Genomic DNA, 24,990 nt, shown 5'->3' with positions numbered 1-24,990 from the left:
CGGGCTTCCTGTCCGATGCGCCATCGCAAACCGGGTCGCTGATCCCCATGTAGTTAGGACCGACGCCGGGCGTCCCGGTCCGTCATGGACGGGGAGTTGGCGCCGGCCAATCAAGGGATCGATGACATGTCCTTCAAGGACCTGACCGCCAGGGCTGCGGCCGCCGTGAAGCCGAAGCCTGCCGAGACCGCGACGCCCCCCGCCAAGGGGCAGGCGTCCAAGGCTGCCGACACCCAGGCGCCGGCGAAATCCAAGACGTCCTGACACGATCACAGGTCGCGCGCCCCGGTGCGAACCCGGGGCGCGGACCACCCCCAGCACCAAGGAAAAGGATCACGCCGATGGAAGACCTGACGAGCAAGACCGTTGCGGTGTTCACGCGGCCGTTCACCGTTCCGGGCTTTGCCGAGACGCTCCCGGCGGGGGAGTACGAGATCGAGACGGAGCTGGCGTCCCCCCCGGACCAACGGGATCCGGGCGCCTGGAAAGCCTCCGTCCTCGTAAGGCTTCATCCCCGCGTATCGCATCCGGGACTTGTGCGGACGCTCACCGTTTCCCTCGCCGACCTCGACCACGCGCGGGCAAGGGACAAGTTGACGGGCAGGGCGTTGTCCGACTTCTTCCTCGAGGAAATGCTGGCTGATCCGATGGTGCGCCTCGTGATGAAGGCCGACGGGGTCTCAGAGGCGCAGCTGCGAAACCTCTACTCCGGCCACGGGACGCCCGACCCCGACCTGGCGGCGCCGTCCTCGGGGACAACGGCCCAGGCAATGCGGGACGAACAGTCGATCCGGGCCGCCGAAAACGAGGGCATGCCCTCAAGACCGGAAACACCGTCCCCATCGCGCGGCCGCAAGGGAGCGACAGGGACTTGATCGAAGGTGGACCGCCGAGCATCCTGCCTGCGCGGCAAGGGGCTGCACGCCGCGCCCTTCGACCCGGGCGCATTTCGCCGCCGCTGCCCCCCAAGGCGCACGCGCCGTCATCCACGCCCCTCACCGGACCATCGTTTCTGCCTGTCCCGACATCGTTCATGCCATGACCTGCCCCAGCGGTCAGGAGGTCTCCGTCGCGGGCCGCACGGGTTGATCCGTGGTCCGCGAGAGACGCGGGACTTGCGCCTTGCGCCCTGCGACCACGATGCGATCAGATCGTGTTGCGCAGCCAAAGCGCGATCGGGGGGAAAACCACGAGCAGCCCGAGCCGGACCAGGTCCACCCCGACGAACGGCACCAGGCCACGGAAGATGCGGGCCACCGGCACTTCGGACAGCACGGCCTTGAGGACGAACACGCTCATGCCCACCCCGCCGATTTCGACAGCGCGACCAGCTTCGGCATGATCCGGGGCGGCAAGATCGCCATGGCGATCCTCGGGGCGATAGACCTCGTCGCCGGCGTCGGCCGCGTGGTGGTGGTGGTGGACCTGATCATCACCAACCTCGGCGTGCTTGAGGTGGTCGAGGGTGGCCTGAAGCTCCTGGAACTCGCCGACGGCGTGACCGAGGCGACGCTTGTCTGAGCGCCGCCCCTCCCCTCCGCCACCAGCCCCCGCGAAAGCGTTCTCCCCTCCCGGCTGTAGCCGGAATTTCTCGTTGTATTAGAGGGGTATTCGGAGCGCACTCTGCCCCCAAACTCGTCCCGCCGAAACCAATGCCAACGCTTGGCAAGCGCCCGCTCGGGCGGAGGGAGCAAGGGTCGATCGGCGGAACACCGGGCCGTGTCGCAAGGCGCCCGACTGCCGGATCGGCGGTGACGCGACCTTGCCGGGAACCGGCACGTTTGGAGCTCGCGCCCATTCGGCGTAAAGTCCGGCCCGTGGGCTACGTTACGTCATTATTCGCGCGAAAGATGGTCGCCGCGGCGGGCCCCCATGTCGATGCGGCCGCCTTGCTTGCCTCGGTCGGCCTCGATGCCGAGGGGCCTTCGGATCCGAAGGCGATGCTTCCCGCCGACAGCTACTACGGCCTGCTGGAACGCATCGCCGCGCAAACGGACGTGACCGATCTGCCGGTGCGCGTCGGCGCATCCATGCGGCTCGACGAATACGGGGCGCTGGGATTGGCGTTCAAGGCGGCGACGACGCTGGGCGGGTCCTTTCAGCGGGTGGAGCGTTACGCCCGGCTCTGGACCAGCGTCGTGGAATACGAGCTGCGCCCCGATCGGCGCGGCACGCTCTTCATCCTGCACCGCTCCGGCGAGCGGCGGCTGGGCCTCCGGCTGTCGAACGAGGCGACGCTGGCGAGCACCGTCTCGATCGCGCGGCAGGTCTGCCCGGTGCCCGTCGCGCCCCTTGAGGTGCTGGTCCGGCATCCGGCCCCGAGGTCCACGGCAGGTCACGACGACCATTTCGGCTGTCCCGTCCGCTTCGGCGCGGAGCTCGATGCGATCCTCTTCTCGCGCGAGACGCTGGCGCGGCCGAACATCCTCGGCGACGAGGGGATCTCGCGTTACCTGATCTCGCATCTGGATGCCGAGTTGTCGGAGATCGCCGAGGAGGCCCCGCTGGTGGCCCGCGCGAAGGACGCCATCGCACAGGCGCTCAGCGGGGGCGCGCCCCGGATGCCGGACATCGCCCGCGGCCTGGGCCTGAGCGCGCGCTCCTTTCATCGGCGTCTGGCGGAACACGGGATGAGCTTCCAGACCCTGACCGAGGACACCCGCCGCGACCTGGCCGAAGGGCTCTTGCGGGACGAAAGCCATTCCCTTGCCGAGATCGCGTTCCTGACCGGCTTTTCCGAGCAGAGCTCGTTCACCCGGGCTTTCAAACGCTGGGTGGGCACGACACCGGCGAGCTACCGCAAGGATCGCATGGGCCGGTGACGCCGCCGTGGCGGCGGCGGTCAAAACGGTGGCAGGGCCGGTCAAGACCGCGCCGCGCCCCCGCTGCTACGCCTTGGCCCTCACCCGAAGCCAAGGAGCACGACCCATGCACACGACCCCCATCCTCGTCATCGGCGCCACCGGCAAGACCGGACGCCGCGTCGCAGCCAAACTGGAGGCCGCCGGGCATCCGGTGCGCCGCGGCTCGCGCCACTCCGCGACGCCCTTCGATTGGGAGGCGCCGGAAACCTGGGCGCCGGCCCTGAGCGGGGCCCGCGCCGCCTATGTCACCTACTTCCCCGACCTCGCCTTCCCCGGCGCGGTCGAAAAGCTCGGGTCCCTCGTCGAGACGGCGAAGGACGTGGGCGTCGGGCACCTCGTGCTGCTGTCGGGCCGGGGCGAGCACCACGCCCGACTGGGCGAGCAGGTGGTGCGCAAGTCGGGCATCGATTTCACCATCGTGCGGGCCGCGTGGTTCGCGCAGAACTTCAGCGAAGGCTACCTGCGCGACCCGGTCCTTGCCGGCGTGCTGCCGATGCCGGGCGGCGACATCGCCGAACCCATCATCGACATCGACGACATTGCCGATGTCGCGGTCGCCGCGCTGACCGAAGAGGGCCACAAGGGGCAGCTCTACGAGGTGACGGGGCCGCGCCTGATGACCTTCGGCGACATGGCCCGGGAACTGGGCCAGGCCATCGGTCGCCCGATCCGGCACATCCCGATCGGTTTCGAGGACTTCCACGCCAATATCGCCAAGGCGGGCGGCGACTTCGTGGCCGACGTCTTCACCGCCATCGCGCGCGAGACGCTGGACGGGCGCAACGCGCAGCTCGCCGATGGCGTGCAGCGCGCGCTCGGCCGGCCGCCGCGGGACTTCGCCGACTTCGCGAACGCCGCCGCCCGGGCGGGCACATGGCCGGTCGCGGCCTGACCTTTTCCCAGGTTCGATCCGGAAGGAATATCAGATGAGCCTCACACGTCTTGAACAGGTCGCGCTCGGCATCGCCGGCGCCACGGCGCTTGGTATCGGCGGCTTCATCCTCGCCGCGCCGCACGCCTTCTACGCAAGCTACGGCATTTCGCTGGGCACCGACGCCAGCGTCTTGAGCGAGGTGCGGGCCCCGGCCGCTTGCCTGGCCGCCCTCGGGGTCATTATGCTGGCCGGGATCCTGCGCCGGGCCTGGGCCCCGGTGTCGATCACCGCGGCATCGACCGTCTTCCTGGCCTTTCCGGCCGGGCGGCTGGTCGGGCTGGTCGTCGATGGCATGCCGTCGGGCGGCATCCTCGGCGCGCTGGTCCTCGAACTGGCGATCGCCGCGCTGTGCCTGGCAGCCTTCCGCCACAGGCTTTGGTCGACGGCGTCGACACGGAACCGGCGAACCGCCGCCTGACATCGCGGACCGGGCGGGAGGCTCGCGGCCTCCCATCCGACCCGCGCCTCGACCGGGAGCCTTTCAGGGGCTCCCGGTCCTCTTCCCGCTGCCGGTCGCCCTTTCCCACCACCGCGCCGGCCCGTGGTGTCGTCCTCGACCAAAGCCTGTCGGAACGGTCCCGGGGTCCAGGGCGGGGTGACGATGCGGGCGGCATGGCGTCACTGCGCCGGACCTGGCGGAGCCTCGGCCAGAAACGCCCTGATTGCGGCAAGGGCATCCTCGGGGTTGTCCCAGACCACGTCGTGACCCGCCCCCGGAACCACCACGAGGCGCGCGTCGGCGAAACGCGCGGCGTGCCGGGATTGCAGCGGCGCGCCGAGCCAGTCGTCGCAGGCCCCCGCCAGCAGCAGCACCGGTCCGTCGAAGGCGGCCGCGCCCGCGGCGATGCGGTCGATCTGGGATGCGGGCGCCCTGCCCATCGTCTCGCTCGAGAGCGCGCCGAACCGCCAGCCCGGGGCGTCGTAGCCGTGGCCGCAATGATAGGGGTTGTCCGGATGGCCGGCAAAGCGCCGCACCATGCGCCCGATCAGGAAATCCTGTCGCGCGTGGCGGTCGGGACCGTCGACATGGACCGCCCGGACCCCGGTCAGGGCGGCGGCGCCGAGAAACCCTGGGCCGGACATGTAGCGACGGCTTTCCTCCGTCCAGCGATCGCGCCCCGCGGCATCAAGGAACCCCGGTTCGATCAGCACGGCGCGGTCGATCCGGCCCGGATGCGCGCCGAGGTAGGCGGTGGCCAGCATCGCGCCCCAGGAATGCCCGATCAGGGCGACCGGCCCGCCCGGGGCCACATGGTCGATCAGCGCCGCCAACTCGGCCAGGTGCCCGTCGAGGGTCAGCGCCCCGGCCGGCACCCGCTCGGACAGGCCCGCGCCGCGCTGGTCGTAGAACACGACGCGATGGCTGTCGGACAGGGCGGCAAGCGCCTGAAGCGACCTGAAATCGCCGCCCGGCCCCCCGTGCAGGACGATGACCGTGGGCGCCCCGGGCGGGCCATCGACCACCCGGACATGCAACCTGATCCCGGCGATCTCAAGGGCGGGCAGCGAGGGGTCGCCGGTGACCAGCGCCGGGACGGGATAGTCGCCCCGGGTGGCGAGGACGAGGCCGACACCGATGGCAAGGACGGCTCCGGTCAGGCCGATGACCCAGCGCAGGATGCGTCTCATTCCCCGCTCTCCCCGACCATGCCCGGCCGCGGGTGGGTGCCCGACAGAAGCTGGGCGCCGACCCCCAGGAACCACGCGATCGCCCCGAGGCCGAAGACCGCCCCTGCCGCGTCGCCGAGCGCGGGCAGGATGGTGACGAGGCCGGCGACCCCCGTCAGGACGCCGAGAATGGCGACCGGCCGCGCAAGGCCACGTCCGACCAGCCCGGCGATGCCGACGCACAGGATCCACACCCCGCCCGCGATCTCGTTGCCACCGCCCAGTCCAAGCTCGACCGCGTGCAGGATGCCCCAGAGATCGGCGGCGGCCTGCGGATCGGCCGCATGGAGCGGTGCCGCACGCTCCACCGCGATGTTCGCGATCATGCCCGCCCCCAGGACCAGTGCCGCCCAGATCAGGCCGAACGCCCGGGTGACGGCGGCCCAGCCCGGCGTGACCGCGGCCTGCCGCTCGGACAGCGCCACCACCAGCACCACGAGCGCGAGCGCGTTCACGACGTAGATCGTCGTGTTCCAGGCGATCAGGATGCCGGGGCGCGCGTGGACAAGGTCGACAACCCCGCGCGCGTCGACCTCCGCCGTGCCGTATCCCAACGGCGCGAGCCATGTGACCAGAAGCGCGAAGCCCGCCAGGTAGGTGGCCGCGCAAACCAGCGCCGCGAGGCCGCCGATGCGCTGTAGCGTCATGGGTCCGTCCTTTCCTGGGAGGATCTCACCCGGGACGCCCGTCCGCGAGCGCCGCGAGATAGGCGTCGAGGTGCCGGGTGCCGTGGGGTGCGCCCACCATGTCCAGCCCGAGCGCGCTCAGGAAGAACACCGCCGGGCCATGGATGCGGCGCGGGGTCAGCCGCGGCAGCAACACCAGGGCCGCGCGGCGGAGCCAGTCCGGCAGCCACGTGATCTTCACCGGCTTGCCGGCGGCGCGGAACGCGGCCTCGACCAGCTCGGCCTGGCTGAAGATGTCGGGCCCGCCCACGTCCAGCCAATCCCGGCCCCGGTCGATGGCATCCGCCGTGGCCCTGGCCAGATCCGCCCCATGGATCGGGTTGATCCGATGCGCGCCGCCCCGGAATAGCCAGGCCCGGCCCGACCGCGCCGTGGCCAGCACATCGGCCATGTCCGAGAAATACCCCGACGGCGCGATCACGGTCGAGGCAATCCCGGCCTCCTCCAGCGCCCGGACAAAGGCCGCCTTGGCGGCGACCAGCGGCACATGCGCCATGTGCTCGGCGTTCAGCACATGGATATAGGCAAAGCGTGGCACGCGGGCGGACAGCGCCTCATCCAGCAGGTTGAGGTTCGCCTGGTAGTCGACGTCCCGATACCCCAGCCCATCCGCCTGCCGGGTGATGCCCAGGGCAGAGATGACCAGGTCGGCCCCCTCCATGACACCGCCAAGGCTGTCCGGCCGGGTGGCTTCGGCCTCGACCAACTCGTCGGCGTCGAGGTCACGCGCGCGCCCGACGTCCCGGACCAGGGCCCGGACGCGCCAGCCGCGTCCGCGGTATTCCGCACACAGGTGGCGGCCGAGGTAGCCGGTCGCTCCGGCGATGAAGACGGTTCGCACGGGCTGTCCTTTCGGGCGAGGCTGAAGGGGGATCACAGGAATGCCGCCCCGAGGGCGCTTGCGGCCATGCCCAGCAGGACCGGCGTCCACAGCAGGCGCTCGGGGCGCGAGGGGCTGGCCGCGTTCGCAAGGAGGCTGAGCAGGGTCAGGCCCAGCACTGGCCAGAACAATCCCGGTGGCAGCCCGGTGGACAGCGCGCCGCCCCGCCCGAGAACGACCAGCGCCATTCCGGCCAGCAGCCCGGCCTGCACCAGCGCCAGTCCCCGCCAGAGCGGCGGCAGGCGGCCCGGGAACCGCCCGCCGACCGTGAAACGCCCCAGGGGCGCCCCCGCGGCGACCGCCACATGCATCGCGGCGGGAAGGGCCGCGAGGAGTGCGTAGAAAAGGGCAAAGGTCTGGCTCGTCATGATGGTCCTCCCTGTTCGGTCCGCGCGCTGCGCGTTGCCCGCGTCAGAACCTGCGGAAACACTGGGGGTAGATCGGCGGCGCCGGCTCGATCTCGGGCAGGCCGATATCCCGCCGGAGCCGGGGCGCGGTGGGCAGCGGCGAGGCGCGGTTGCCCGAAACGCCCCCGACCGGGGACCACCCGAGCAGGGCCCAAAGCCCGGACAGCCGGGAACGGCGGCGAAAGACGATGGGGGGCATGTCGCGGTCCTTTCGTGATCTGGGCGATGGGTCAGCCGACGACCCGGTGGCCGCGGCCCTGCAGGCATTCGACAACGATGGCCTCGCGCCGCTCGCCGGCGTTGACGGCGCCTGCGACACCTGCCGCGAGGCCCCCGGCAATCGCGCCGCCGGCCGCATCGCCGTGGTCGTCCGCCGCACCCAGGAGCGCACCTGCGCCCGCCCCGAGCACGACCGCGCCCGCGGTCTCATGGTCGAACTGGCGCTGGCTGCGGGCAAGGCCCTGGCAGGCGGCCAGATCGCCTTGAAAGGCGGCGGTCGGGGGGCCGTCGAGGATCGGGACATGATTGGCGCCGCTGTCGGCGCAGGCGGCCAGAAGGGCGGCCAGCACGGGGGCAAGGAACTTGAATTTCATGGGGATCACCGGGATTTTCGGGCATGGGGAGAGGATCGCGCAAACGCAGGGCCTGCGGCGCGTGGGCATGGTCGGGTGTCAGGACAGGCCGCGCGTCAGTCGGGGCCGTCGCGGATCAGGGCCGCCGCCTCGGACCCGCGAAACCGCGCGCGATAATCCGTCGCCGAGACACCGAGATGCCGCTGAAAGGCGCGCCGCATCCGCTCGGCGTTCTGAAACCCGGTCTGCAGCGCGATCTGTTCGACACCGGTCGTCGTCGTCTCCAGCGCCACGCGGGCCGCCTGAACCCGCGCCGTCTCGACATAGGCGGCGGGCGTCATCTCGGTCTCGTCCTTGAACCGGCGCGCGAAGGTCCGCTCCGACAGGCCCGCGCGCGCGGCCAGCGCCGTCACGGTCAGCGGATCGCCGGGGTTCCCGAGGATGAAGTCGAGCGTCGCGTTGATCGCCGGGTCCTCGGCGCGCTGCGCCACGAGGTGCGCGCTGAACTGCGACTGCCCGCCGGGGCGCATCATGTACATCACGTTGTAGCGCGCGACCTGCAGCGCGATGGCGTGACCGAAATCCATCTCGACCAGCGCAAGGGCCAGGTCCATGCCCGAGGTCACGCCGGCCGAGGTCCAGATGTCGCCGTCGCGGACGAAGATCGCGTCGCGGTCGACAAGCACCTTGGGATACCGCCGTTCGAGGATCGGGCACCACCACCAGTGGGTGCTGGCCCGCCGGCCGTCGAGAAGCCCGAGCTCGGCCAGGATCATCGCGCCCGTGCAGATCGAGACGATCCTCCGCGCCCGTCCGGCGGCCTGGCGCACGAAGGCCAGCAGCTCGGCGTCCTCCAGCGCGGCGGTGGTGCCGTGGCCGCCGCTGACGATCAGCGTGTCGATCGGATCGGCATCCGCCATCGCCGCGGCGAAGGACCTGTGGGCCATCAGGCTCAGGCCCGACGTCGTGGAGACCGGCCCTTCATGCGGCGCGACCAGCGTGACGGCATAGGGCTCCGGGCCTTCGGGAAGAAAGAACTTAGCGCCGGTCAGCACCTCGAGCGGGCCCACGACGTCGAGAATATGCGCCTCGGGATAGGTCACCATCACGACCCTGCGCGTCAGACGCCCTGTCTGGTTGTTCGGTTCCTGTGCCATGGTCCGACACTAGGGCATTCCGCCAAGTGACCGTTAGGACAAAGACCCCTCGGATTCCGCCATGTTCCGCGGGGACGGGCGCGCGGGATGCAAGGCCGTGCGTCTTTCCCGATGGAGTCGCGGCCAGGACGGCAGGCCCGGTCGGGAAACGGACCCGGCTGAGAAACCACTGAAATATCGGATCTTTCGGTGGCTTCGAGAACAAGAGACCCATCGGCCCCCGCCCCTGCGCCAGCGGTCCTCATGCCCCGCTACGGCTTGCCCGGCACCGTCCAACGCCCGCGCGCCGCCGCCCGACCGCGCGCCTGCGTCAGGCCACGGCAAGCCCCGCGCGCGGGCGCACCGGGTCGGCCCCGGCGCAGGCGGCCGGCACCGGCCAGGTGATCAGCAGGATCGCGCAGCCGCTGATGCCATCGTGCAGGATCCGGTCGCACAGCCCGGCCAGCGTCGTCGCCACCAGCCGCTGCGTCGGTTTGGACACGTCGATGCACAGCTCGATCCGGGCCGCCTCGGGCAATCCCCGCGCCCTCAGCGCGGCGCAGATCCGGTCGGCCTGGCGGACGCCCATGTAGATCGCCGTCGTCGTGCCCGGCCCGGCAAAGCGCGTGCAGTCGGGCAGCGGGTCCTCGGCCCGGCCGGTGCCGGTCGACAGGACCAGCGTGTCCGACACGCCGCGTTCGGTCAGGCTGTGGCCCAGCGCCGCCCCGGCGGCCGAGGCCGCGGTGACGCCCGGCACGATCTCGACCGGGATGCCGGCCGCCCGCGCGGCGTCGATCTCCTCGCCCGCGCGGCCGAAGATGCCGGGGTCGCCGGATTTCAGGCGCACCACCCGGCGGCCCTTGCGCGCCTCGGCCACAATGACCGCGTTGATCCGGTCCTGCGGCCAGGCATGGGCGCCGACATGCTTGCCGACAAAGACCCGGTCCGCATCGCGCCGCGCCAGTTCCAGCACCTCCTCGTCGACCAGCCGGTCGTAGAAGATCACGTCGGCCTCCTGCAGGCGCGCGACCGCCCGCAGGGTCAGCAGGTCGCGCGCCCCCGGCCCCGCGCCCACCAGCGCGATGGACCCGGCCGCCTCGGCCCCGGGCGCGCCGCCGGCGGCGATGGCCGCCTTGATCGCCTGCGCCGCCTCGCGCTCGGCGCCCCGGGCCCAGGCCGCCCGCGGGGCGCCGGTGAAGACCCAGGCCCAGAACGCGCGCCGCCCCGCCCGCGGCACCGCCGCCGCCACGCTGGCGCGCAGCCGCCCGGCCAACGCCGCCAGCCCGCCGATGTTCGCCGGCAGCATCGTCTCGATCTGCGTCTTCAACGCCCGGCCCAGCACCGGCGCCGTGCCCTCCGTCCCGATGGCGACCACGACGGGGTCGCGGTCCACGATCGAGGGCGTGGTGATGTCGCACAGCTCGGGCCGGTCGACCACGTTCACCGGGCAGCGCGCCGCCTGCGCCAGCGCGTGCAGGCTCGCGTCCCAGCCCGGGCAGCCCGTGGCGACGAAGGCCATCGCGGCCCCCTCGAACAGCGCGGCCGTGACCGGCCCGGCATGGGCCTCGGCCCGGCCCGCGGCCACCAGCGCCGCCAGCTCGTCGTCGAGCGTCGGGGCCGCCAGCACGATCCGCGCGTCGGTCTTGAGGATCAGCCGCGCCTTCTGCGCCGCCTGTTCGCCGCCGCCCGCGATGACCACGCGCCGCCCCGTGGTGCGGATGAACATGGGAAAGCTCTTCATGCCGCCGCCTCCGTCCCGGCCAGGCGCGTCGCCCAGGCCTGCCGCGCCACCGCGCCGGGCCTTGCGACCCCCAGCGTGTCGAGCGCAAGTTCCGCCGTGCCGATCACCACCGCCTCGGCGAAGGGGTCGGGCGTCGTGCCGTCCCAGAGCCCGGCCAGGCCCGTGCCCGGCCGCGGCCCGTCGGCCAGGCGCACCGCCTCGCCCCCGCCGAGGCTGGCCGGGTAGGACCGGTCGACCGCCGCGCCGCCGCGCAGGCCGAAGCCCGCCACCCCCTTGCCCGGGTGCCGCTCGAACTCGCCGCCGCCGCCCTTGATGACCGTCAGCGCCCGCCACCCCAGGAGGCCCGCCGCATCCGCCTGCAACAGCCGGTAGGACGGGTGGAACACCCCCTGCACGCTTGCCGCCGCGCGCGCAGGGTTCAGCATCCGGCACACCGTGTTGACGCAGGACCGCAGCCCCAGCACCCCCCGCAGCGACAGCAGCGAGAACAGCGCCGGGTGCAGCGCCTCCAGCGGCAGGTAGACCACCCCCGCCCGGTCGAGCGCGGCCTGCGTCCCCACGGCGTCCGCCACCGGGATGCCCGCCGCGGCCAGGTGCGCCCGCACCGTCTCGTCCGAGCCGTTCCAGCCATGCAGCACCACGGGGTGCCCCGCCCGCGCCACCAGCCGCGCGGACAGCAGGAACCAGGGCAGCCCCCGCGTGCGCCCCGCGGCGTAGCTGGGCCAGTCGAGCGCCGCGCGCGGCAGGGCCGGGCAGGCCGCCTGCGCCGCATCGGCAAGGCCCGCGATCTCCTCCGCCGTCTCGCCCTTCACCCGCAGCAGCATCAGGAGCGCGCCGACCGCCTCGGGCGCGGCCCGGCCCGACAGCATCGCGGCCATGGCCTCCGCCGCCTCGGCGCGGGTCAGCGACCGCGACCGGCCGGGGCCGCGCCCCAGCGTGGCGACATGGGCGGCGAGGTCGGCGTCGGGGCTCATTCCGCCGCCTCCCTGTGTGGTGCGCGCGCCAGCAGCGCCGCGATCTCGGGGCGGCAGGAGCCGCAGTTCGTGCCGGCCTCCAGCGCGGCCCCCACCGCGTCCACGCTCATCAGCCCGCGCGCCTCGATCGCGGCGACGATCGTGTTGATCCCGACGCCGAAACAGGCGCAGAGCACCGGGCCCGGGTCCGGCATGTCCTTGGGCGGCCGCCCGGTCAGCACGCCCGCGGCCCCCGTGCCGGGCAGCGCCGCCAGGTAGTCGCGCATCACCGCCACCGGCGCGGGCGAGACGAAGAGTGCCGCCAGAAGCCGCCCGTCCTCCTCCAGCGCGATCCGGGCCGTGCCGCGCGCGGTGTCGATGATCGAGGTCGCATCGGCCCCGGGCAGGTCGAACAGCCGGCGCGCCTCGGCCTCCCAGTCGGCGGGGGCCTCGCGGCCGGCCAGCTCGGCCCGGGTGCCTTGCCGCGTGGTGGCCAGCGCCCAGTAGGCGCAATCGGGCCGGATCGGACCCGCCGAGACGGCGAAGCCGTACCACGCCGCCTGCATCCGGCGCACCGACACGACCGCGGCCTTGCTTTCGGGCTGCCCCGACACCGGGTCCGTCGCCGCCGCGACCAGCGCGTCGATCCGGCCCGAGGGCGCGGTCTCGCCGGTCCAGTGCATCGGCGCGAACAGCTGCCCCGGCTGCACCGCGTCGGTGATCCGCACCCGCAGGATGGCCCGGCCATGGGCGCTCGTCACCTCGGCGAGGTCGGCGGCCGCCAGCCCCAGCCGCGCGGCGTCGGCGGGGTGGATGTCGAGGAAGGGCTCGGCCAGGTGCGCCGACAGCTTCGCGCTCAGCCCCGTCCGCGTCATCGTGTGCCACTGGTCGCGCACCCGCCCGGTGTTGAGCCGGAACGGGTGGTCGGCCGAGGTCTGCGCGGCCGGCGCGCGGCTGGTGACGGCCACGAGGCGCGCCCTGCCGCCCTCGTGAAAGAACGCCCCATCGGCAAAGAACCGGCCGCCCTCGCGCGTCGCCGTCACCGGCCAGCGCAGCGGCGCCAGCCCGTCGTAGCCCGCGTCGTCCAGCCCCGACAGGCCCGAGATGTCGAAATCCCGCCCCAGCCGCCCCGCGATCCCCGACAGCGCGGCGTATTCGCGGAAGATCTCGGCCGGGCCGGCGTAGTCGAAGGCCGCCGTCCAGCCCATGCGCCGCCCCACCTCGGCCAGCATCGCCCAGTCGGGCCGCGCGGCCCCGGGCGCGGGCAGCACCGCGCGCTGGCGGCTGATCGTGCGGTCCGAGTTCGTGACCGTCCCGTCCTTCTCGGCCCAGGCCGCGGCGGGCAGCAGGACATGGGCCAGCCGCGCGGTGTCGGTCGCCCCGGTCACGTCGCTGACCACGACGAAGTCGCAGCCGGCGATGGCGTCGCGCACGGCATCGGCCTCGGGCATGGAAACCGCCGGGTTGGTGTGGATGATCCACAGCGCCTTGACCCGCCCCGCGCCCACCGCGCGGAACATGTCGACCGCCTTAAGCCCCGGCGCGTCCGGCATCGCGGGCGCCCGCCAGAAGCCGCGCACCGCCGCCCGGTGGTCCGCGTTCTCGAGGTCCAGGTGGCAGGCCAGCATGTTGGCCAGCCCCCCCACCTCGCGCCCGCCCATGGCGTTGGGCTGCCCCGTCACGCTGAAGGGCCCCCTGCCCGGCCGCCCGATCCGCCCGGTCGCCAGGTGGCAGTTCAGGATCGCGTTCACCTTGTCGGTGCCGCTCGTCGACTGGTTCACGCCCTGCGAATAGACCGTCACCACCCGCTCGGTCCCGATCCAGAGCCGGCAGAAGGCCGCGATCTCGGCCTCGCTCAGCCCGGTCTCGCCGCGATCCGCCCGTGCCGCCGCCAGCGCCGCGTCGAACCCCTCGGTATGGCGCAGGAACGCCGCGTCGGTCGCGCCGCCCGCGTGGATCGCGCAGAGAAGCCGGTTGAACAGCGCCGCGTCGCCCCCGGGGGCGATGGCCAGGTGCAGATCGGCGCCGTCGCAGCTGGCCGTGCGGCGCGGGTCGATCACCACCACCCTGGTGCCGCGCGCCTGTTTCGCGGCCATCACCCGCTGATGCAGCACCGGGTGGCACCAGGCCAGGTTCGATCCCACCAGCACCACCAGGTCCGCCGCGTCGAGGTCCTCGTAGGTGCCGGGCACCGTGTCGGTGCCAAAGGCCCGCCGGTGCCCCGCGACGCTCGACGCCATGCACAGCCGCGAGTTGGTGTCGATGTTGGCCGAGCCGATGAACCCCTTCATCAGCTTGTTGGCGACGTAGTAGTCCTCGGTCAGCAGCTGCCCCGACACGTAGAAGGCCACGGCATCCGGCCCGTGCGCCGCGACGGTCTCGCGGAACCGGTCGGCCACCAGCTGCAGGGCGTCGTCCCACCCGGTCTCGACCCCGTGGACCCGCGGCGCGGTCAGCCGGTGCCCCAGGCCCACCGTCTCCCCCAGCGCCGAGCCCTTGGAACACAGCCGCCCGTAGTTCGCCGGGTGCGCCGGGTCGCCCCGCACGGCCAGCCCGCCCGCGCCGTTCGGGCGCAGCAGCACGCCGCACCCCACCCCGCAATAGGGGCAGGTCGACCGCGTCTCGGGTAGGCCCGGCCCCTGCGACCCGCCGTCCATCAGGCCGCGCTCCGCCGGCCCAGCGCCGTGCCGTCGATCAGGATCCGGCCCGCCTCGACCCGCACCGGGTAGGTGGCGATCCGGGCGTCCTCGCCCACCGCCGCGCCCGTCTCCAGGTCGAACACCCAGTTGTGCAGCGGGCAGGTCACGCGGGTGCCGTGCACGATCCCCTCGACCAGCGGGCCGCCCTTGTGGGGGCAGGCGTTCGACGCCGCGAAGACCTCGGCCTCGGCGGTGCGGAACACCGCGACGCAGCCCAGGCGCGTCTTGACCAGCCGCGCGCCGCGCAGGGGCACATCCTCCAGCGATCCGATGTCGATCCAGCTCACGACCCCGCCTCCATCTTTGCTTCGAAAATACTCCGGGGGTGTGGGGGCAGGGCCCCCACCGGGTCGGCGCCGAAGGCGACGAACCGCCCCGTCATTCCGCCGCCTCCAGCGTCAGGTCGGCCAGCGGCGCATAGCTGTCCGCCCGCGTCGCCGCGTGCTCGGCCCAGGGGTCCTTGCGGTAGATGGACTGGCTCAGCTCGAAGGCCGCGATCAGCCGCGCGCGCTCCTCCAGATCGTCGACGACCCGCGCCCTGACCCAGTCGAGCCCGACCTTCGCCACCCACTTGTAGGGCCGGTCCAGGTACTTGGCGTTCTCGCGGTAAAGCTGGATGAAGGCCACCGTCAGGTCGATCGCCTCCTGCTCGGTCGGCACGTCGGCCAGGCGCTCGGTCTCCTTCACGTCCATGCCCGCGGCCCCCGCGACGCCCACCTGGTAGCCGCTGTCGACGCAGACGATGCCCACGTCCTTGCAGGTCGCCTCGGCGCAGTTCCGCGGGCAGCCCGAGACCGCCAGCTTCACCTTGTGCGGCGTCCACGACCCCCACAGCACCTTTTCCAGCTTGATGCCCAGACCCGTGCTGTCCTGCGTGCCGAACCGGCAATGGTCGGTGCCGACGCAGGTCTTCACGGTCCTGAGGCCCTTGGAATAGGCGTGGCCCGAGACCAGGCCCGCCCGGTTCAGGTCGGCCCAGATCGCCGGCAGGTCCTCGCCGCGGACGCCCAGCAGGTCGATCCGCTGCCCGCCCGTGACCTTGACCGTCGGCACCTTGTACTTGTCGGCCGCGTCCGCGATCGCGCGCAGCTCGTCCGGCGTGGTGATCCCGCCCCACATGCGCGGGACGACGCTGAAGGTGCCGTCCTTCTGGATGTTGGCGTGCTTGCGCTCGTTGATGAACCGGCTCTGCGGGTCGTCGCGGTAGTCCAGCGGCCAGTCGGCCAGCAGGTAGAAGTTGATCGCCGGGCGGCAGACATGGCAGCCGTTCCGCGTGCTCCAGCCCAGCTCCTGCCAGACGGCCTCCTGGCTTTTCAGCGGCATGGTCTTGATCAGCCGCCGCACATCCTCGTGGGTGTGGTCGGTGCAGCCGCAGACGGGCTGGACCGCGGGGGCCGCGTAGCCCTCGCCCAGCGTCGCCTGCAACAGCTGCTCCACCAGCCCCGTGCAGGTGCCGCAGGACGCGCTGGCCTTGGTGCGGGCGCGCACCGCGCCCAGGTCGCCCGCGCCGCCCTCGATGGCCGCCACGATGGTGCCCTTGCAAACGCCGTTGCAGCCGCAGATCTCCGCCTCAGGCGGCAAGGCTGCAACGGCCGACAGAGGGTCCGCGGTGGCGCCCCCCTGAAAGGCGGGGCCGAAGATCAGCGTCTCGCGCATCTCCTCGATGTCGGTCTCGTCCCGGATCAGGCCGTAGAACCAGCTCCCGTCGGCGGTGTCGCCGTACATGACGCAGCCCACCAGCCGGTCGCCCTCGATCACCAGGCGCTTGTAGATGCCGCGCGCGGGGTCGCGGTAGACGATGTCCTCGCGGCCCGGCCCGTCCCGGAAATCGCCCGCGCTGAACAGATCGCAGCCCGTGACCTTCAGCTTGGTCGCCACGTCCCTGACCTGGAACGCGTTCTCGCGGCCCAGCAGGCTGTCGGCCACGACCTTCGCCTGGTCGTAGAGCGGCGCCACCAGGCCGAACAGGTGCCCGTCGAACTCCACGCATTCGCCGACGGCGTGGATGTCGGGGTCCGAGCTGCGCATCTGCGCATCCACCTCGATCCCGCGGGCGACCCGGAGGCCCGCGGCGGTCGCCAGCCGGGTCTCGGGGCGGATGCCCACGGCCATCACCACCAGGTCGGCCGGCAGGGTCGTGCCGTCCTCGAGCAGGACCGCCTCGGCCCGGTCCGTGCCGAGGATCGCCTTGGTCGAGGCGCGGGTCAGCACCGTGATCCCCTTGGCCTCCAGATCCTTCTTCAGCAGGTAGCCGGCGGCCTCGTCCAGCTGGCGTTCCATCAGGTGGCCCATCAGGTGAACCACGGTCACGTCCATGCCCCTCAGCCGCAGCCCCGCGGCCGCCTCCAGCCCCAGAAGCCCGCCGCCGATCACCACCGCGGTGCCGCCGCGCTCGGCCGCCGCCACCATGGCCTCGGTGTCGTCGAGGTCGCGATAGGTGATGACCCCCGGCAGGTCCTTGCCCGGCACCGGGATGATGAAGGGCGCCGACCCGGTGGCGATCAGCAGCTTGTCGTAGGCCACGGCGCCCTGCTGCCCGGTCACCGTGCGGGCCTCCCGGTCGATGGCGGTCACGTGCTCGCCGAAGCGGCAGGCGATGCCGCGCGCGGCGTACCACGCGTCGTCATGGGTGACGATGTCGGCATAGGTCTTCTCGCCCGACAGCACCGGCGACAGCATGATCCGGTTGTAGTTGCCGCGCGGCTCCGCGTTGAACAGCGTGATGTCCCAGGCGTCCGGCGCCGCGTCGGTCAGGTGCTCCAGCACCCGGCCGCTGGCCATGCCGGCACCGATCACGACGAGTTTCTGCTTGCCCATCTTGCTCACTCCGCCGCCAGGGCCTTGGGGGCCGGTTTCGATTTCGCCTCGCGCCCGTGCTCGTATTCCTCGAGGAAATCGAGCACCTCCTGCCGGTAGGCGTAGTAGTCGGGGTGCTCCAGAAGCGCCTTGCGCGTGCGCGGGCGCGGCAGGTCGACATGGGTGATCTTGCCGATCGTGGCGCGCGGCCCGTTCGTCATCATCACCACCCGGTCGGCCAGCAGGATCGCCTCGTCCACGTCATGGGTGACGCAGATCGCCGTCACCTTGGTGCGGCTCCAGACCTCCATCAGCACTTCCTGCAGCTCCCAGCGCGTCAGGCTGTCGAGCATCCCGAAGGGCTCGTCGAGCAGCAGCAGCTTGGGGCTGAGCGCAAAGGCCCGCGCGATGCCCACCCGCTGCTTCATCCCGTTCGACAGGTCGGCCGCGGGCTTGTCCATCGCGTCGGCCAGCCCCACCCGTTCGAGGTAGTAGTCCACCACGTCCTGCCGTTCGGCCTGGCTGGCGCGGGGATAGACCCGGTCGACGCCGATGGCGCAGTTCTCCCGCGCGGTCAGCCACGGAAACAGCGACGGCGACTGGAACACCACCGCGCGCTCGGGGTCGGCGCCGCGCACCTCCATCCCGTCCAGCTTGATCGCGCCCTTCGACACCTCGTTCAGGCCCGCCACCATGGTCAGGACCGTGGACTTGCCGCAGCCCGAATGCCCGATCAGGCTGATGAACTCGCCCTTCCGCAGCTTCAGGTCGAAATCCTCGACCACGGTCAGCGGCCCCTTGGGCGTGGGGTAGATCTTGTGCAGCTGCGAGAACTCCAGGTACTTCTCGTCCAGCGCCGACTGCGCCGCCGTCGCCACGGCCGCGGGCACGCCGTGGATCGGCGTCACGTTCGGCAGGACGCGCGTGCCCTCGACCTTGGCCTCGATGCCGACGTCCATCAGGTAGGTCGTCACCCGCGCCCTCAGCCGCTTGAAGGTGGCGTCGTGGTTCATCGCCGACCGGTCGCGCGGACGGGGAATGTCGACCCGGATCGCCTCGGCCAGCGTCCCGTCGGGGTTCAGCGGGATGATCCGGTCGGCCAGCAGGATCGCCTCGTCCACGTCGTTGGTGATCAGGACGCAGGTCTTCTTGTCCGCCTCCCAGATCTTCTCGATCTCTTCCGCCAGATTGCCGCGCGTCAGCGCATCCAGCGCCGACAGCGGCTCGTCCAGCAGCAGCATCTCGGGGTCCATCGCCAGGGCGCGCGCCACGTTCACCCGCTGGCGCATCCCCCCCGACAGCTCGGCCGGGCGCCGACCCGCCGCGTGGCTCAGCCCCACCATGGCGACGTAATGCGCGACCTTCGCCGCCCGCTCGGCCTTGGACAGGCCGGGGAACATCGTGTCGACGGCCAGGCCCACGTTCCCGCTCACCGTCAGCCAGGGCATCAGCGAATAGTTCTGGAAGATCACGCCGCGCTCGGGGCCCGGCTCCGTCACCGGCCTGCCCTTGAACAGCACCTCGCCCCGCGTGGGCATCTCCAGCCCCGCCATCAGGTTGATGAGCGTCGTCTTGCCCGTCCCCGAGAAGCCGAGGAGCACGAGGAACTCGCCCTCCTCGACCGCCAGGTCGATGTCCTTCAAGACCGGCGTCTCGCCGTAGCTCTTGGACACGGATTTCAGTTCGAGAAACGCCATGGTCCCGGCCCTCAACGGTTGTTGGTGAAGGTGAAGAGCGACTGGATCGTGAACATCAGCCGGTCCAGCAGGAAGCCGATGATCCCGATGGTGAAGACCGCCACCATGATCCGGCCCAGGCTGTCCGAGCTGCCATTCTGGAACTCGTCCCAGACGAACTTGCCCAGGCCCGGGTTCTGCGCCAGCATCTCGGCCGCGATCAGCACCATCCAGCCCACGCCGAGCGACAGCCGCAGCCCGGTGAAGATCAGCGGCAGGGCCGAGGGCAGCACCAGTTTGCGGATCTTGGTCCAGGTGCCCATCTTCAGCACCTTCGACACGTTCACCAGGTCCTTGTCGATCGACGCCACGCCCAGCGCGGTGTTGATCAGCGTCGGCCACAGCGAACACAGCGTCACCGTGATCGCCGAGACGAGGAAGGACTTCTCGAACCAGCCGTCGTCGGTGGCGTAGACCGCCGAGACGACGATCGACACGATCGGCAGCCAGGCCAGCGGGCTGACCGGCTTGAACACCTGGATCAGCGGGTTCAGCGCGGCGTTCGCGGTCTGGCTCAGGCCCGCCATGATGCCCAGCGGCACCGCGATGACCGTCGCCAGCAGGAAGCCGAAGAACACCGTCCGGATCGAGGTCCAGATCTGGCTGTAGAAGGTCGGCGCGCCGGTGAACTCGCGGTAGCGCGGCTCGTCGCCCGCGGCGATGCGCTCGGCGTTGCGCTCGTCCTGCCGGGCGTAGAAATCGGCGGCGCGCTCCATCTGGCGCAGGTGGTCGGCGTGCAGGTTCTGCGCCTGGTCCCAGACCTGCGCGGGGCCGGGGATCGCGCCCAGCGAGGTCTGCACCTGCGGCGCAAGCGTGCCCCACAGCACGAGGAAGCCGAGGATGGCCAGCACCGGCACCCCCAGAAGGCGCCAGATCTCGCCCATCTGGGCCCTGGGGTTGTCACCGGCGCCGATGCGCAGGACGGGGGTGATCCAGGCCAGGCCCAGAACCCGGAACCAGGTATCGGCCTTGGTGATCGCGGCAAAGCGGCGTTCGCGGCGCGCCTCGCGCTCGGCATCGAAATTCGGGTCTGCGGTGGTCATGTCTGGCATCCTTTTCTGCGCTGCGGCATGGGCGGCTCGGGGCGGTCGGGCGGGGGCGCCGGTGTACCGGCTGTGTACGCGCGGTGTACGCGCTGTGCCCCGCCCGGCGTCCGGGCCGCGCCGCGGGCGCCTGTCGGGGCGCCCGCGGCAGGGATCGGGGGGTCAGCCCTGCACTTCGCCGTCGACCACCAGCTGCCCGCCGGTCAGGCCGATCGGGAAGCTGTCGATGTAGGCGTTGGGCGTGCGGCCGTCGTAGGGGATGCCGTCGATCAGATCGGTCGCCACCGGGCGGAACCCGTCGGTATCCCAGGGGAAATCCGCCTCGTCGGCCAGCCCGTCCTCGACCAGGCTGCGCGCGGCCTCCAGGTAGATGTCGGGGCGATACACCGACCGCGCGACCTCGTGATACCACTCGTCGGTATGCGGCTCGGAGATCTGGCCCCAGCGGCGCATCTGGGTCAGGTACCAGACCGCGTCCGAGTAGTAGGGATAGGTCGCGTTGTAGCGGAAGAAGACGTTGAAATCGGGCACTTCGCGCACGTCACCCGGCTCGTACTCGAAGGTGCCGGTCATCGAGGCGGCGATGGTCTCCACGTCCGCGCCCACGTATTCGGGGTAGGACAGGATCTCGACCGCTTCCATCCGGTTGGCGTTGTTGTCGGCGTCGAGCCACATCGCCGCCCGGATCAGCGCCCGCACGATGGCGCGCGTGGTGTTGGGGTTCTCCTCGACGAACTCCGCGGTCAGGCCAAAGACCTTCTCGGGGTTGTTCGGCCAGATCTCGTAGTCGGTGATGACCGCGACGCCGATGCCGCGCTGCACCGCGGCCTGGTTCCAGGGCTCGCCCACGCAGTAGCCGAAAATCGTTCCGGCCTCGAGGGTTGCGGGCATCTGCGGGGGCGGCGTGACGGACAGGAACACGTCGGCGCCGATCTGCCCGCTGATGTCCTGCGGGCTGTAGTAGCCCGGGTGCAGGCCGCCGGCGGCCAGCCAGTAGCGCAGCTCGTAGTTGTGGGTCGAGACCGGGAACACCATGCCCATGTCGAAGCGGATGCCGTCGTTGCGGAACTGCTCGACCACGGGGGCCAGCGCCGAGGCGCTGATCGGATGCTGCGGGCGGCCATCCTCCATCGAGGGGATGTGCGGGCGCATCAGCTCCCACACCTGGTTCGACACGGTGATGCCGTTGCCGTTCAGGTCCATCGAGAAGGGGGTGACGATATGCGCCTCGGTGCCGTAGCCGATGGTGGCCGCGATGGGCTGGCCGGCCAGCATGTGCGCCCCGTCCAGCGTGCCGTCGATCACGCCGTCCAGCAGCACGCGCCAGTTGGCCTGGGCCTCGAGCGTGACGAACAGGCCCTCATCCTCGAAGTAGCCCATCTCGTAGGCGATCGCGAGCGGGGCCATGTCGGTCAGCTTGATGAAGCCGAAGGTCAGTTCGTCGACCTCCAGCTCCTGCGCGGCCAGCGGGCCGGCAAGCGCCGTCGTGGCGACGAGCGTACCGATGAGGCGTTTCATGGGCAGTGTCTCCTGGCTGGTATCCGGCGGGGGGAGGACGCCGGAAAAACGAAAAAAAGCCGCCGATCCCGTCGCCATCTGGCGACACGATCGAGCGGCTCTGCTCGGACATCCCGGTCGGTGGGAAAACTCGGTGCGCGGACGCCATTGTCCATGCGCAAGGCCACCGTGCCGTCGAACGCCCGGGGCTGCAAGTGCCGCCTGCGGAACCCCGGTTGAAAAATGCTGCAGCGCCGCAATTCCAGCGCAAGGCTGCACAAGATCCGTGCATCAATCCGGCGAAGGATCAAAAACCCGACCATCGAAAAACACGTCCCGCTCGAGAATCAGCCGCCCCGAGCCCGACGCGACGGCGGTCGCGTTGGCGAGCGAGCCCTCGAGCTTCTCGGAGGCGCCCGGCAGGTCGGCGCCGGTGCCGCGCATGGCCGCGCGGTACAGGTCGCTGCGGAACACCGTGGCCGCGCGCTGCATCGCCATCGCCGGGTCCAGACCCGTGCGGCGGGCGATCTGGCCGCCGATCCACTTGGCCTGGCTGCGCCACGGGAAGGTCGCCGCGCCGCGATGGAACTCGAGGAACCGGGGCGCCTCGCGCACCTCGCCCGAGGGGGACACCGTCAGGAACCCGGACAGCGCGCGGTCGACCACCTCGGACGGCACGTCCAGCCAGCTGCGCCGCGACAGCATCTCGGCCGCCGCCGTGCGGCTGTCGGGCAGCGACAGCCAGCGGCCCGCCCGCCAGACCGCGCGCATCAGGCGGCCCAGCAGGTGCGGTTCGGTTTCGGCCCAGTCCGTCCGCGTGGCCAGCACCTTTTCCGGCGCGAAGGCCCAGATCGCGCTGCCCGGCAGCAACAGCGCCCCGGCGCCGCCCTCGACCGAGACCGACCCCCAGGGTTCGCCCACGCAGAAGGCGTCGATCTCGCCCGCGGCCAGCGCCTGCGCCATCAGCGGCGGCGGCACGGTGCGGATGTCGATGCGGATGCGCGACAGGGGCGTCGCCGCGCACCAGACATGCAGCAGTTCGACATGCATGGAGAAGGGGAAGGGCACCCCGATCTTCAGCCCGCCGGGCGCGACCCGCGCCAGCGCCGCGCCCGCCGCCGCGGCATCGGCGAAGTCGAAGCCGTGGCCGGTGTCGCGCAGGCGCGCCTCGAGGTCGCGGCTCACGCCGATCACGTCGCCGTTCACGGACAGGACCGACACGGCCGACATCGCGGTCGTGACCCCGCCCAGACCCAGCGCCATCGCCACCGGGACCGGCGACAGCAGATGGGCGGCATCGACGCGGCCAAAGGCCAGCATGTCGCGCACCGACGACCAGGACGGGGCGGCCACCAGGTCGAGCGACAGGCCCTCGGCCTCGGCGAAACCCATTTCCTGCGCCACGATCAGCGGGGCCGCATCGACCAGCGGCATGTAGGCGACGGGCAGGGTGACGGTCTTCATCGCAGCAGGCCCGCCGCCGTCACCAGCGCCTGGGCGACATCCACGACCTTGCGGCCCTGGTCCATGGCGGCCTTGCGCAGGATGGCGTAGGCCTCGTCCTCGTCGATGCCCTTGGCCTTCATCAACAGGCCCTTCGCGCGGTCGATGACCTTGCGCTCCTCGAGCGCGCGGCGGGTTTCGTCCAGTTCGGTGCGCATCTGGCGCATCATCTGGAACCGGGCGATGGCGGTATCGAGGACCGGCTTCAGCCGCTCGGGCTGCAGGCCGTCGACCACGTAGGCGGACACGCCCGCCTCCACGGCGGCCCGGGCAAGCCCGCCCGCCGCGCCCGAGACGAACATGGCCACCGGGCGGTCGAGCGGACCCGAGGCCAGCGTCAGTTCCTCCAGCATGTCGCGGGTGGGGTTGTCGATGTCGATCAGGACGATGTCGGGCAGGAACGCCGCGATCTTCCGCGCCAGCCCGGTGACGTTGCCGATGACATGCACGTCATAGTCGCCGCTGTCCTTCAACGCGTCCACGATCGCGATGGCGCGATCCCGGTCTTCCTCGACCACCACGATGGAAAGAGGGGTAGGCATGGAACGGCGATGAGGGGCGGCGACGGGGCTGGCAAGGGCTGCGCCGCGCGCCTGCCCGGGGCGGGACGCAAGCCGCCCGATTCCTGCGCAGATCGCGGCCGAAGCGCCCAATTTGTGATGCGGCCCGGAACCCGGGCGAGGCCCTGGGCTGGGTTGCCCATCGCGGCCCTCCCGGCGGGCGGTCTCCGCCGGGTCCGGGCACCGGCCCGGCAGGACGACGCGGCCCCTGCGGCGGGGCCAGGCGCGGCCGCCCTTGCCGCGGCCGGGCACGGCCGGCCCGGTCACGCCCCCGGCGCGGGGCCGTCGGCCTCCCAATCCGGGGCGCGGAAGGCGGCGACCAGCATGTCGATGAAGCTGCGGATCCGGGGGACCATGTCGCGGTCGGGCAGGAACACGGCCTGGATGGCCGTGTCGTCGGCGGGCGCGTGGTCGGGCAGCAGTTCCACCAGCCGCCCGTCGCGGATCGCGGGGCGCGCCAGGTGCTCGGCCACCCGCATCACCCCCACCCCGGCCAGGCACATCTGGAACAGCGACATCCCCTGGTTGCCGCGGAACCGGCTGCGGGCCTGGAACACCACGCGGTCCCCGCCCCGATCGAAGGCCCAGCGGTTGAGGTGGTCCCGGTTGGCGTCCCAGGCGAGGCAGGGCAGCCGGCCCAGGTCGTCCAGCGTGGCGGGCCGGCCATGGGCCTGCACCAGGGCCGGGGCGGCGACGACGAGACGCCGGAGCCGGCACAGGCGCCGGTGGCGCAGGCTGGAATCCGTCAGCGGGCCCATGCGGATGGCGACGTCGATCGCGCCCGCGATCAGGTCCTCGTGATCGTCGGTCAGGCGCAGGTCCAGCGACAGGCCCGGGTGGCGCGACAGGAAGCCCGGCATCAGGGGCGTGACGCGGTCCAGCCCGAAGGCGATCGGGGCCGTGACGCGCAGCCGCCCGTCGATCTGGGCCGCCTCCTGCTGCCAGAGGGTCTCGGAGCGCTCGACCGTCTCCAGCACATGCCGCGCCGCCTCGAGGTAGCGCTCGCCGGCCGGGGTCAGCCGCTGGCCCCGCGTCGTGCGGTGCAACAGCTTGGTCGCCAGCCGCGCCTCGAGCCGCTGCACGGTCTGGCTGACGAAGGGCTGGCTGGCGCCCAGCGCATGGGCCGCCGCGGTGAAGCCCCCGGTCTCCACCACCGCGCGGAACACCCGCATCTCGACAAGGCGGTCGTCCTTCATGCGCCCCCATCACGATAACAGTTATTGCCACCGCAGAATTGCTGGTCCTGCGCGCGGTTTCAATACTGCGCCGAGGGCGGGTCGACCGCGCGGCGGGGAGGAGGCCGCGCGTGTCCCCG

24 protein-coding genes and 1 pseudogene are annotated in these 24,990 nt (G+C 71.8%); 6 read left to right on the top strand and 19 right to left on the bottom strand.

The window, feature by feature from the left end:
* Window positions 1–126 precede the first annotated feature (126 nt).
* Both HCU73_RS07675 and HCU73_RS07670 read left to right on the top strand, forming a co-directional pair.
* Window positions 127–264, top strand: a complete 138-nt coding sequence (locus tag HCU73_RS07675; protein ID WP_168622836.1) for a hypothetical protein — start codon at window positions 127–129, stop codon at window positions 262–264.
* A 77-nt stretch (window positions 265–341) separates the two neighbouring features.
* Entirely contained in the window at window positions 342–875 is a 534-nt protein-coding gene (locus tag HCU73_RS07670) for a hypothetical protein (protein WP_168622835.1), read from the top strand.
* A 271-nt stretch (window positions 876–1,146) separates the two neighbouring features.
* Here HCU73_RS07670 and HCU73_RS07665 read toward each other — a convergent pair whose 3' ends face one another.
* Window positions 1,147–1,299, bottom strand: a complete 153-nt coding sequence (locus HCU73_RS07665) for a hypothetical protein (protein ID WP_210730590.1) — start codon at window positions 1,297–1,299, stop codon at window positions 1,147–1,149.
* 9 nt (window positions 1,300–1,308) lie between these two features.
* On the opposite strand from HCU73_RS07665, the pseudogene HCU73_RS07660 reads away from it, so the two are divergent.
* The 4 genes and pseudogenes from HCU73_RS07660 to HCU73_RS07645 form a co-directional block, all read left to right on the top strand.
* Window positions 1,309–1,521 (top strand): annotated as a pseudogene (locus HCU73_RS07660) (succinyl-CoA--3-ketoacid-CoA transferase); the annotation flags it as partial.
* Between the two features lie 296 nt (window positions 1,522–1,817).
* On the top strand, window positions 1,818–2,822 hold the full coding sequence (locus HCU73_RS07655) for an AraC family transcriptional regulator (RefSeq protein WP_338052024.1): 1,005 nt from the start codon (window positions 1,818–1,820) through the stop codon (window positions 2,820–2,822).
* Between the two features lie 106 nt (window positions 2,823–2,928).
* Window positions 2,929–3,756, top strand: a complete 828-nt coding sequence (locus tag HCU73_RS07650; RefSeq protein ID WP_168622834.1) for an NAD(P)H-binding protein — start codon at window positions 2,929–2,931, stop codon at window positions 3,754–3,756.
* Window positions 3,757–3,790: 34 nt separating this feature from the next.
* Window positions 3,791–4,216: a DUF4345 domain-containing protein gene (locus HCU73_RS07645; RefSeq protein ID WP_168622833.1), complete on the top strand. Its 426-nt coding sequence runs from the start codon at window positions 3,791–3,793 to the stop codon at window positions 4,214–4,216.
* 200 nt (window positions 4,217–4,416) lie between these two features.
* On the opposite strand, the gene HCU73_RS07640 is transcribed toward HCU73_RS07645, so the two are convergent.
* The 18 genes from HCU73_RS07640 to HCU73_RS07555 all read right to left on the bottom strand — a co-directional run bounded on the left by HCU73_RS07640 (window position 4,417) and on the right by HCU73_RS07555 (window position 24,871).
* Window positions 4,417–5,427 carry an alpha/beta fold hydrolase gene (locus HCU73_RS07640; RefSeq protein WP_168622832.1) on the bottom strand — a complete coding sequence of 337 codons (1,011 nt, stop codon included), beginning with the start codon at window positions 5,425–5,427 and terminating at the stop codon, window positions 4,417–4,419.
* Window positions 5,424–6,113, bottom strand: coding sequence for a DUF4386 family protein (locus HCU73_RS07635; RefSeq protein ID WP_168622831.1), 690 nt, complete (start codon window positions 6,111–6,113; stop codon window positions 5,424–5,426). Before HCU73_RS07635 ends, HCU73_RS07640 begins: the two co-directional genes overlap by 4 nt.
* A gap of 25 nt (window positions 6,114–6,138) precedes the next feature.
* Window positions 6,139–6,993, bottom strand: a complete 855-nt coding sequence (locus tag HCU73_RS07630) for an NAD(P)H-binding protein (protein ID WP_168622830.1) — start codon at window positions 6,991–6,993, stop codon at window positions 6,139–6,141.
* Between the two features lie 32 nt (window positions 6,994–7,025).
* Window positions 7,026–7,400: a hypothetical protein gene (locus HCU73_RS07625; protein ID WP_168622829.1), complete on the bottom strand. Its 375-nt coding sequence runs from the start codon at window positions 7,398–7,400 to the stop codon at window positions 7,026–7,028.
* A gap of 43 nt (window positions 7,401–7,443) precedes the next feature.
* Window positions 7,444–7,638, bottom strand: coding sequence for a hypothetical protein (locus HCU73_RS07620; RefSeq protein WP_168622828.1), 195 nt, complete (start codon window positions 7,636–7,638; stop codon window positions 7,444–7,446).
* 31 nt (window positions 7,639–7,669) lie between these two features.
* The gene (locus HCU73_RS07615) at window positions 7,670–8,032 is read right to left on the bottom strand and encodes a glycine zipper family protein (protein WP_168622827.1); all 363 of its coding nucleotides are present in this window, start codon (window positions 8,030–8,032) and stop codon (window positions 7,670–7,672) included.
* A gap of 95 nt (window positions 8,033–8,127) precedes the next feature.
* A complete protein-coding gene (locus tag HCU73_RS07610; protein ID WP_239025478.1) occupies window positions 8,128–9,168 on the bottom strand; it encodes a GlxA family transcriptional regulator in 1,041 nt (346 codons plus the stop codon).
* A 310-nt stretch (window positions 9,169–9,478) separates the two neighbouring features.
* Window positions 9,479–10,888: a siroheme synthase CysG gene (gene cysG, locus HCU73_RS07605; protein WP_168622826.1), complete on the bottom strand. Its 1,410-nt coding sequence runs from the start codon at window positions 10,886–10,888 to the stop codon at window positions 9,479–9,481.
* Entirely contained in the window at window positions 10,885–11,862 is a 978-nt protein-coding gene (locus tag HCU73_RS07600) for a glycosyl transferase family protein (RefSeq protein WP_168622825.1), read from the bottom strand. The genes cysG and HCU73_RS07600 overlap by 4 nt, the downstream gene beginning before the upstream one ends.
* The gene (locus HCU73_RS07595; RefSeq protein ID WP_168622824.1) at window positions 11,859–14,498 is read right to left on the bottom strand and encodes a nitrate reductase; all 2,640 of its coding nucleotides are present in this window, start codon (window positions 14,496–14,498) and stop codon (window positions 11,859–11,861) included. Before HCU73_RS07595 ends, HCU73_RS07600 begins: the two co-directional genes overlap by 4 nt.
* On the bottom strand, window positions 14,498–14,827 hold the full coding sequence (gene nirD / locus HCU73_RS07590) for a nitrite reductase small subunit NirD (RefSeq protein WP_168622823.1): 330 nt from the start codon (window positions 14,825–14,827) through the stop codon (window positions 14,498–14,500). The genes HCU73_RS07595 and nirD overlap by 1 nt, the downstream gene beginning before the upstream one ends.
* A 91-nt stretch (window positions 14,828–14,918) precedes the next feature.
* Window positions 14,919–17,357 carry a nitrite reductase large subunit NirB gene (nirB, locus tag HCU73_RS07585; RefSeq protein ID WP_168622822.1) on the bottom strand — a complete coding sequence of 813 codons (2,439 nt, stop codon included), beginning with the start codon at window positions 17,355–17,357 and terminating at the stop codon, window positions 14,919–14,921.
* 5 nt (window positions 17,358–17,362) lie between these two features.
* The gene (locus HCU73_RS07580) at window positions 17,363–19,033 is read right to left on the bottom strand and encodes an ABC transporter ATP-binding protein (protein WP_168622821.1); all 1,671 of its coding nucleotides are present in this window, start codon (window positions 19,031–19,033) and stop codon (window positions 17,363–17,365) included.
* Window positions 19,034–19,044: 11 nt separating this feature from the next.
* Window positions 19,045–20,115, bottom strand: coding sequence for an ABC transporter permease (locus HCU73_RS07575; RefSeq protein WP_168622820.1), 1,071 nt, complete (start codon window positions 20,113–20,115; stop codon window positions 19,045–19,047).
* A 162-nt stretch (window positions 20,116–20,277) separates the two neighbouring features.
* Window positions 20,278–21,633 (bottom strand): CmpA/NrtA family ABC transporter substrate-binding protein, encoded by a 1,356-nt coding sequence (locus HCU73_RS07570; protein WP_168622819.1) that lies wholly within the window; start codon window positions 21,631–21,633, stop codon window positions 20,278–20,280.
* A 270-nt stretch (window positions 21,634–21,903) separates the two neighbouring features.
* Entirely contained in the window at window positions 21,904–23,076 is a 1,173-nt protein-coding gene (locus HCU73_RS07565; protein WP_168622818.1) for an ABC transporter substrate-binding protein, read from the bottom strand.
* A complete protein-coding gene (locus HCU73_RS07560) occupies window positions 23,073–23,657 on the bottom strand; it encodes an ANTAR domain-containing response regulator (RefSeq protein WP_168622817.1) in 585 nt (194 codons plus the stop codon). Before HCU73_RS07560 ends, HCU73_RS07565 begins: the two co-directional genes overlap by 4 nt.
* A gap of 281 nt (window positions 23,658–23,938) precedes the next feature.
* Window positions 23,939–24,871 (bottom strand): LysR family transcriptional regulator, encoded by a 933-nt coding sequence (locus tag HCU73_RS07555; protein WP_168622816.1) that lies wholly within the window; start codon window positions 24,869–24,871, stop codon window positions 23,939–23,941.
* Window positions 24,872–24,990: the final 119 nt, after the last annotated feature.

It is taken from the genome of Roseicyclus persicicus (genome assembly GCF_012395815.1).
GTDB lineage: Bacteria > Pseudomonadota > Alphaproteobacteria > Rhodobacterales > Rhodobacteraceae > Roseicyclus > Roseicyclus persicicus.
This window is presented reverse-complemented; position numbering and strand designations above follow the sequence as displayed.

Bases quoted from the DNA above. Each gene is read 5' to 3' on its own strand.
- HCU73_RS07675 (WP_168622836.1), top strand. From the start codon at position 127: ATGTCCTTCAAGGACCTGACCGCCAGGGCTGCGGCCGCCGTGAAGCCG.
- HCU73_RS07670 (WP_168622835.1), top strand. From the start codon at position 342: ATGGAAGACCTGACGAGCAAGACCGTTGCGGTGTTCACGCGGCCGTTC.
- HCU73_RS07665 (WP_210730590.1), bottom strand. From the start codon at position 1,299: ATGAGCGTGTTCGTCCTCAAGGCCGTGCTGTCCGAAGTGCCGGTGGCC.
- HCU73_RS07650 (WP_168622834.1), top strand. From the start codon at position 2,929: ATGCACACGACCCCCATCCTCGTCATCGGCGCCACCGGCAAGACCGGA.
- HCU73_RS07645 (WP_168622833.1), top strand. From the start codon at position 3,791: ATGAGCCTCACACGTCTTGAACAGGTCGCGCTCGGCATCGCCGGCGCC.
- HCU73_RS07640 (WP_168622832.1), bottom strand. From the start codon at position 5,427: ATGAGACGCATCCTGCGCTGGGTCATCGGCCTGACCGGAGCCGTCCTT.
- HCU73_RS07635 (WP_168622831.1), bottom strand. From the start codon at position 6,113: ATGACGCTACAGCGCATCGGCGGCCTCGCGGCGCTGGTTTGCGCGGCC.
- HCU73_RS07625 (WP_168622829.1), bottom strand. From the start codon at position 7,400: ATGACGAGCCAGACCTTTGCCCTTTTCTACGCACTCCTCGCGGCCCTT.
- HCU73_RS07620 (WP_168622828.1), bottom strand. From the start codon at position 7,638: ATGCCCCCCATCGTCTTTCGCCGCCGTTCCCGGCTGTCCGGGCTTTGG.
- HCU73_RS07615 (WP_168622827.1), bottom strand. From the start codon at position 8,032: ATGAAATTCAAGTTCCTTGCCCCCGTGCTGGCCGCCCTTCTGGCCGCC.
- HCU73_RS07610 (WP_239025478.1), bottom strand. From the start codon at position 9,168: ATGGCACAGGAACCGAACAACCAGACAGGGCGTCTGACGCGCAGGGTC.
- cysG (WP_168622826.1), bottom strand. From the start codon at position 10,888: ATGAAGAGCTTTCCCATGTTCATCCGCACCACGGGGCGGCGCGTGGTC.
- HCU73_RS07600 (WP_168622825.1), bottom strand. From the start codon at position 11,862: ATGAGCCCCGACGCCGACCTCGCCGCCCATGTCGCCACGCTGGGGCGC.
- HCU73_RS07595 (WP_168622824.1), bottom strand. From the start codon at position 14,498: ATGGACGGCGGGTCGCAGGGGCCGGGCCTACCCGAGACGCGGTCGACC.
- nirB (WP_168622822.1), bottom strand. From the start codon at position 17,357: ATGGGCAAGCAGAAACTCGTCGTGATCGGTGCCGGCATGGCCAGCGGC.
- HCU73_RS07580 (WP_168622821.1), bottom strand. From the start codon at position 19,033: ATGGCGTTTCTCGAACTGAAATCCGTGTCCAAGAGCTACGGCGAGACG.
- HCU73_RS07575 (WP_168622820.1), bottom strand. From the start codon at position 20,115: ATGACCACCGCAGACCCGAATTTCGATGCCGAGCGCGAGGCGCGCCGC.
- HCU73_RS07570 (WP_168622819.1), bottom strand. From the start codon at position 21,633: ATGAAACGCCTCATCGGTACGCTCGTCGCCACGACGGCGCTTGCCGGC.
- HCU73_RS07565 (WP_168622818.1), bottom strand. From the start codon at position 23,076: ATGAAGACCGTCACCCTGCCCGTCGCCTACATGCCGCTGGTCGATGCG.
- HCU73_RS07560 (WP_168622817.1), bottom strand. From the start codon at position 23,657: ATGCCTACCCCTCTTTCCATCGTGGTGGTCGAGGAAGACCGGGATCGC.
- HCU73_RS07555 (WP_168622816.1), bottom strand. From the start codon at position 24,871: ATGAAGGACGACCGCCTTGTCGAGATGCGGGTGTTCCGCGCGGTGGTG.